Raw genomic sequence first — 6,026 nt, 5'->3', positions numbered from 1 at the left:
GGATGACGCGCACGGAACCCTTTGGCGGCTGGAGTGGGTGGCTGAACCTGCCGGGGGTGGGAGATAGCACCGTGGCGCTGGTGATGGTGGTGGCGTTGTTTATCATCCCCAACGGCAAAGGGGGCAAGCTGCTCGATTGGGAAACGGCGGTTCGCATTCCCTGGGGATTGCTACTGCTGTACGGGGGCGGAATTGCGATCGCCAATGGGTTCAAAGCCTCGGGATTGAGCGAATCTCTGGGCAACGTTCTCTCGGGACTTTCGGTATTGCCAACGATGTTGATGATTCTCGGCATCTGCTTCGCGGTTACGTTCCTGACAGAAGTCACCAGCAATACGGCGACGACGACGTTGTTGATGCCGCTATTGGGGGCCGCGGCGGTGGGGGCGAATATAAATCCTACGCTGCTGATGATTCCGGCGGCAATTAGTGCCAGTTGCGCGTTTATGCTACCTGTCGCCACTCCCCCAAATGCGATCGTTTACGGTACGGGTCAGTTTTCTGTGAATCGCATGGTTCGGGAAGGGTTGGTGTTGAATCTCCTCGGTGTCGTGGCGATTTCGATTCTCTGTTACGGCTTTTTGGGGAATGGTTAATTTAGAACGGGGAATGGGGAATGGGGAATGGTTACTCTCTCCCTTGTCTCCCCCGAAGAGGGCGTTAGCGTAGCCATGCCGCAGGCTATAGCATTTGGAAGTCTAAGTTCCGTTTCACCCATAATTTATCGCCCAAATGCGCGCGCCCCTACAGCCCCACGTGTCTCTTCAAAAGGTTGAGTTATGTTTCAAAATAGACTACACCACAGTATATTTCAACTGCCACAAAATTACGTTCTTCTGGTGGCGACGGGTGCGGGTTTTATCGGCTTCGTTCTCTCGATGGGATTGCGATCGATCGTCTTGGGAGTTGGAATCGCGATCGCCCTGGGAATGTGGGCGGCTTGGGTTTGGCAACTCAAATCCAGTCCGTTTCTAATCTCAAAGAAAACCCAAGATAACCTGTTGGATATTGAGTGTTTTCAAGAACAACTCGAACGTCTAGAGAAAAAACTCGATGTGCCATCGCGACAGAAGTTAGAAAAGGTTCGGTTTTGGATTCGAGAAACCCAGAGTTTCGCCCGCAAAATTGCCGAAATCGAGCCGGAACTGGTTCCCGATCTCATTGAGATGCTGTACACGGTTTTAGCTTTAGCCGATCGGGCGATCGTCACGACACTGGCAAACCAACAAATCCGCACTTTAGCTTACCAGAAAATCGGGGAGCAAAATTTGAAAGCGAGCTGCGATCGCATCCAAGCGACCCACCATCAATTGCAAGAATTTCACGATCGGCTCGTTCTCAACCAAGTTGGAAATCAATTTCCAGATTTGGAAACCGTTTTTCCCGATCGCTTACAACTTTTACTCGCCCAAAATAAAGAGGCATTGCAAACCTCAAATGAGTTGAACGAACGCTCGTTGTAAAGAAGCATTCGGTTATTACTCCGACTCACTATTTTTGATAAGTAGGGGTAATCCCGCGCCCGGTTACCCCCATCCGACCGGGGTAGGCACAGGGGCACTACCCCTACGACCCAATTAATCATCAAAATTAATGTGATCAAGTACTATTACTCCGACTCACTATTTTTGATAAGTAGACTTTCTAGTTCCCCTAAGCGCGAGGGATTAGGGGTGGCTTTACTAATCTCAAAGACTTCTGCGAACCTCTCTAATCCTGGCAATCGACTGACTTTCTGAAGTGGGTATTGCGATCGATTGCAATCTTTTTCTTTCTATTCTCAATAATTTGGAGATAATCGTGTCCAAAAAAGTGATTTCATGGTTTTTGACCGGATTTGTAGTAATGCTATTATCGACTCACTTCAATGTTACAAACTTGAGTATCGGTCAGAGTTTTGATGTAAATTCTTTTCAAATGGCTAGTGCCGCTACGCGGAATTAAAAATGCAAAATTAAAAATTAAAAATGCTTACTGTACATAGCTTTCAGCGGTTGAGAGCTGGTCAGTTATTTCTACCGCGTTGCACTAGTCGCCATCTAGAAAATACTATCTTGCCCCGAATTTCCGTTCAAACCGAACTAATTCCCGATGAAATTGCACTCAACTACAGCACCGAAAATATTGCCGAACCCCTCCCCGATGTAGAAAAATATCCTCTCTATGGCGCGCAGCCTTCGACAGACCCGAATGCGGTTTATATCGAGATTTTTAGTTCTGCCGAAAAAGCAAATGGCAAAAAAATAGACGAACGCTGGCTAGTCGATGTTGCCGAAGCGTTTAACCAACAACAATTCACCACTAGCAGCCAACAAGTTATCCAAGTTGGGATTCGCAAAATCCCTTCAGGGGTAGGAGAACGCACCATCGCCGGAGGTGCTGCACAACCGGCGATGGTGCGTTCTCACGGCTTGTGGCTGGAAATGCTTAAAAGTAAAGGCATTGGCGTGAATCTGGTTACCGATAGTTTGCTTCCCAATAATGCTGGATTTGTGATTCAAAATCAGCTCAAAAAAGAGCTTTGGGGAAATGAAGATGTTACATTCGATCGCGTTCTCGATGCCATTCTCGCCGGAAAAATCACCGTCGGATATACCAATCCCTTTACCAGTTCCACCGGCATGAATTTACTGCATACGTTATTATGGCAAGCTGCCGGACATCATCAAGATGGCAGTCCCCTCACTTCCACTGACTTACAATCTCCTCAAGTTCGATCGGTTTTTGAAACGCATCAAAAACAGGTTTTAATTACTGCCTTAATTACCCCCGACTTGAAAAATATTGCCATTCGCGATCCGCAAAAACTACCGGCATTTGCCGTCAGCTATCTCGATTATTCCAGTCTCAAACAGTTACCAGAGTTCGCGCAAACGAGCTATATTCCCTTTGGTATTCCCCACAGCAATCCCCTCGCCGGATTCTCCTGGAATACCGCCCAACAGCAGGAAGCCTTACAAAAGTTTGCCGAATTTGCCAATACTCAAGCAATGCAGAAACTCGCACCGGATATGGGTGATGAAGTTATTAATTACATCCAGCGTCCGGATTTACCCAAGCTGCCAGCGGGAGATGTTTTAATCGAGGCACAATCGTTTTGGAAGAAGCAAAAAGATGGCGATCGCACGGTTTATTTAATGGGAGTCATCGATACGAGTGGTTCGATGGAAGGAGAACCCTTAAATGCGGTGAAATCTGGCTTACAAATTGCTAGTAAAGAAATTAACTCTGGAAACTATTTCGGACTGATTACCTTTGACGATCGCCCGCATTTTAGGCTTCCTCTTGCCCCTTTCGATACCCTACAACACCAGCGTCTTCTCGCGGCGATCGATTATCTTCGAGCCGATGGCAGTACGGCAATGTACGATGCGATTATGGTGGGGTTATCGGAGTTAATGAAATATCAAAAAGATGACCCTAACGGTCGATTTTATCTACTCGTCTTAACGGATGGAGATACTAACCGAGGGTTTAACTTCGCTCGCGTTAAAAGTATTATCCAAGAAAGTGGCGTGCGCGTTTACCCGATCGCATACGGAGATGTGAATCAATCGGAACTCGATGAAATTGCCGCGTTGCGAGAATCAACGGTGAAATTGGGAACCCCGGAAAACGTGCAAGGTTTGTTGAAAGGTCTTTTTCAAACCAACTTGTAGTCAATTTCAGCGATCGTTTGAGTTAATATAGCAGTTCTCAAATTGGTGAAGTCCGGACGATCCCCCGCGCATCCCCCTTATGAAGGAGGACTTGAGATTCACGATCGTACCTCATTCATTCAAGAAAGGCTATAAGTTCTAGGGGGAACAGTTGAAATCGAAACAACTCAAGTTAAATCGATTTTTGATTCGTGAAGCTGCTCGCCTTTAATTATTTTTTTAAAGAATAGTTAGAAGGATAGAAATCTTATTTGTATTGATTAACTCGATTCAATCCAAAAAACGTAAGTATTCAGGTTGACTGTGTGTGAAATAAAACTCACTATGCACCCCCAATGGCAGAGAGGAATTATCGCCTGAAGATTGGGGAAATATATTTAAAATGTTAATCTTCTACTCCCCTCTCGGGAGGGGTAGGGGGTGGGTTCGACGATTTGCTAGTGTGGCGGAATACTTACAAAAACACTGTCTATATTTATCCAAAGAGGTTAAATAATGAATCAGCTCAATCGTATTTTATTTCAGATTTTAGGAATTGGATTGTTGAGTTTTCTCGTGGCTGGAGTGGTTCTGGGCTTCGGGTTTGCCACTCCCACAAAAACCATTCTGGTCGATCGCAGTTATTGTCCTGAATATCGATGGGAATCTGTCGTCGAAACTTATACCCAACTGTATCGCCAGTACCAATACAAACGCTTGCAACTCGATCGAGTTATTTTGTTGAATGACTGGGGAGAAGAAATATTCAAAAATCCCCCCACCCCGAAAGAACTCCAAAACCTGCGCACCTACGGTCGATCGAACCTTCCGCGTCAAATGCAATTACAACAGGCCGATCCGAATCTCCAAGTTCTCAACTGTCAGGCGATAAATTGACAAAGGTTAAAATAAGATATTCGTCAATAATTAGCAAGTGAAACCTCGATAACCTGGTTGACTGACTGCCAAGGAGGAACGTTCGTGAACGAACAACACATCGAACTTTACCAACGCATTCAAGAGTTTTCCCTCGACGATCGCACGAGCGATTTTACCTTCACTCAGCGACTCGCTAGAGAGAACCGCTGGACTCTTCAATACGCAGAACGATCGATCGTTGAATATAAAAAGTTTGCCTTTCTTGCCGTCGCTGCCGGACATCCGGTGACCCCTTCCGAAGAGGTCGATCGAGTTTGGCACTTGCACTTACTCTATACGCAGTCGTACTGGGGAGAGTTTTGTCCCCATATTTTGCAAACGCCACTCCACCACAGTCCCACGCGGGGAGGAAAACAGGAATACCACAAATTTCACGATTGGTACGATCGCACCCTCGCCAGTTACGAAGCCTTCTTCGGATACCCGCCACCTGCGGATATTTGGCCGGCTGCCGCCGTCCGTTTCGATCGCAATGCCTGTTTCCAATACCTGAATACTCGGCAATACTGGCTGCTTCCCAAACCGAGTCGGGAAATCGTTCCCCAGTTTTCTGGGAATCGATCGATGGTTGCCGTTGTGCTGCTGGGAATCGCACTGACGCTAACGGGTTGTGAAGTGTTGGGATTGGCAACGTTTCCCAATCCCCTCGATTTTCGAGGTTCCCAATTTCTGACGTTATATATAACCCTTGTGAGTGCGGCACTGATTTTCCAATGGGGGTCTTTTGAATATTTCAAGCGATCGGATATCGAGAATTTGGAGGAGACCGTTTCTCTCGATACTTACGAAACTGCCTATCTCGCCGGGGGAAACGATCGAGTTGTGGAAACCGCAATCGCTACTTTGGTACAGCGGGGACACTTAAAACCCGATCGAAAAACCCGAACCTTAGAAGTCGTCAATCCTTTACCCGATAACAGCCATCCTCTAGAAGCTGCCATCGAGTCCGAACTTCAAGCCAGAAGTAAGTTCGATCGCTTTCGCCTCAAAACTGCAGCCGGAGTCGTTGCATTCACCGATGACATTCGCAATCGCCTCATCAACCTGAAATTGCTCCCCAAACTCAAAGACTCCCGACAGCTACAATGGCTGTTTGCGTTGCCGGTGCTACTCGTTTGGCTGCTAGGACTCACCAAGCTGGGTGTGGGAATGTCCCGAGGGAAGCCCGTCGGGTTTTTACTGTTATTGTGCGTGGCGACGGCATTTATCGGCTGGCAGTTGCTCAAACGTTCTTGGCATCGCACTGAATACGGCGAGTGGGTGTTAACCCGCTTACAAATGCGGCACTCGGACTTAAAAAAGCAATTATTAGACGATTTAGGAGAGCAAGCGGGACTGGCATTTGCCCTGTTTGGCATGAGCGTTCTCACTAGTGGCGAATTGCAGGGTTTGCGACAAGTCCTCGCTTCCTTTTGGAGTCCTTATTATAGCGATCGTCTCTACGGAGAC

At 47.1% G+C, this 6,026-nt stretch carries 5 protein-coding genes; all 5 read left to right on the top strand.

Annotated elements, in window-relative coordinates:
* Positions 1-596: SLC13 family permease (locus IQ235_RS16460; RefSeq protein ID WP_264322520.1), on the top strand; the 596-nt coding region annotated here is incomplete at its 5' end.
* A gap of 183 nt (positions 597-779) precedes the next feature.
* On the top strand, positions 780-1,463 hold the full coding sequence (locus IQ235_RS16455) for a hypothetical protein (protein ID WP_264322519.1): 684 nt from the start codon (positions 780-782) through the stop codon (positions 1,461-1,463).
* Between the two features lie 504 nt (positions 1,464-1,967).
* Positions 1,968-3,659 carry a vWA domain-containing protein gene (locus tag IQ235_RS16450; protein WP_264322518.1) on the top strand — a complete coding sequence of 564 codons (1,692 nt, stop codon included), beginning with the start codon at positions 1,968-1,970 and terminating at the stop codon, positions 3,657-3,659.
* A gap of 495 nt (positions 3,660-4,154) precedes the next feature.
* Complete coding sequence (locus IQ235_RS16445; RefSeq protein WP_264322517.1) at positions 4,155-4,535, top strand: hypothetical protein; 381 nt, start codon at positions 4,155-4,157, stop codon at positions 4,533-4,535.
* An 84-nt stretch (positions 4,536-4,619) separates the two neighbouring features.
* Positions 4,620-6,026 (top strand): TIGR04222 domain-containing membrane protein (locus IQ235_RS16440; protein ID WP_264322516.1); only part of this gene is annotated, 1,407 nt, incomplete at its 3' end.

It is taken from the genome of Zarconia navalis LEGE 11467 (assembly GCF_015207075.1).
Lineage (GTDB): Bacteria > Cyanobacteriota > Cyanobacteriia > Cyanobacteriales > Geitlerinemataceae > Zarconia > Zarconia navalis.
This window is presented reverse-complemented; position numbering and strand designations above follow the sequence as displayed.

Coding starts and splice junctions, on each gene's coding strand:
- IQ235_RS16455 (WP_264322519.1), top strand. CDS start 780: ATGTTTCAAAATAGACTACACCACAGTATATTTCAACTGCCACAAAAT.
- IQ235_RS16450 (WP_264322518.1), top strand. CDS start 1,968: ATGCTTACTGTACATAGCTTTCAGCGGTTGAGAGCTGGTCAGTTATTT.
- IQ235_RS16445 (WP_264322517.1), top strand. CDS start 4,155: ATGAATCAGCTCAATCGTATTTTATTTCAGATTTTAGGAATTGGATTG.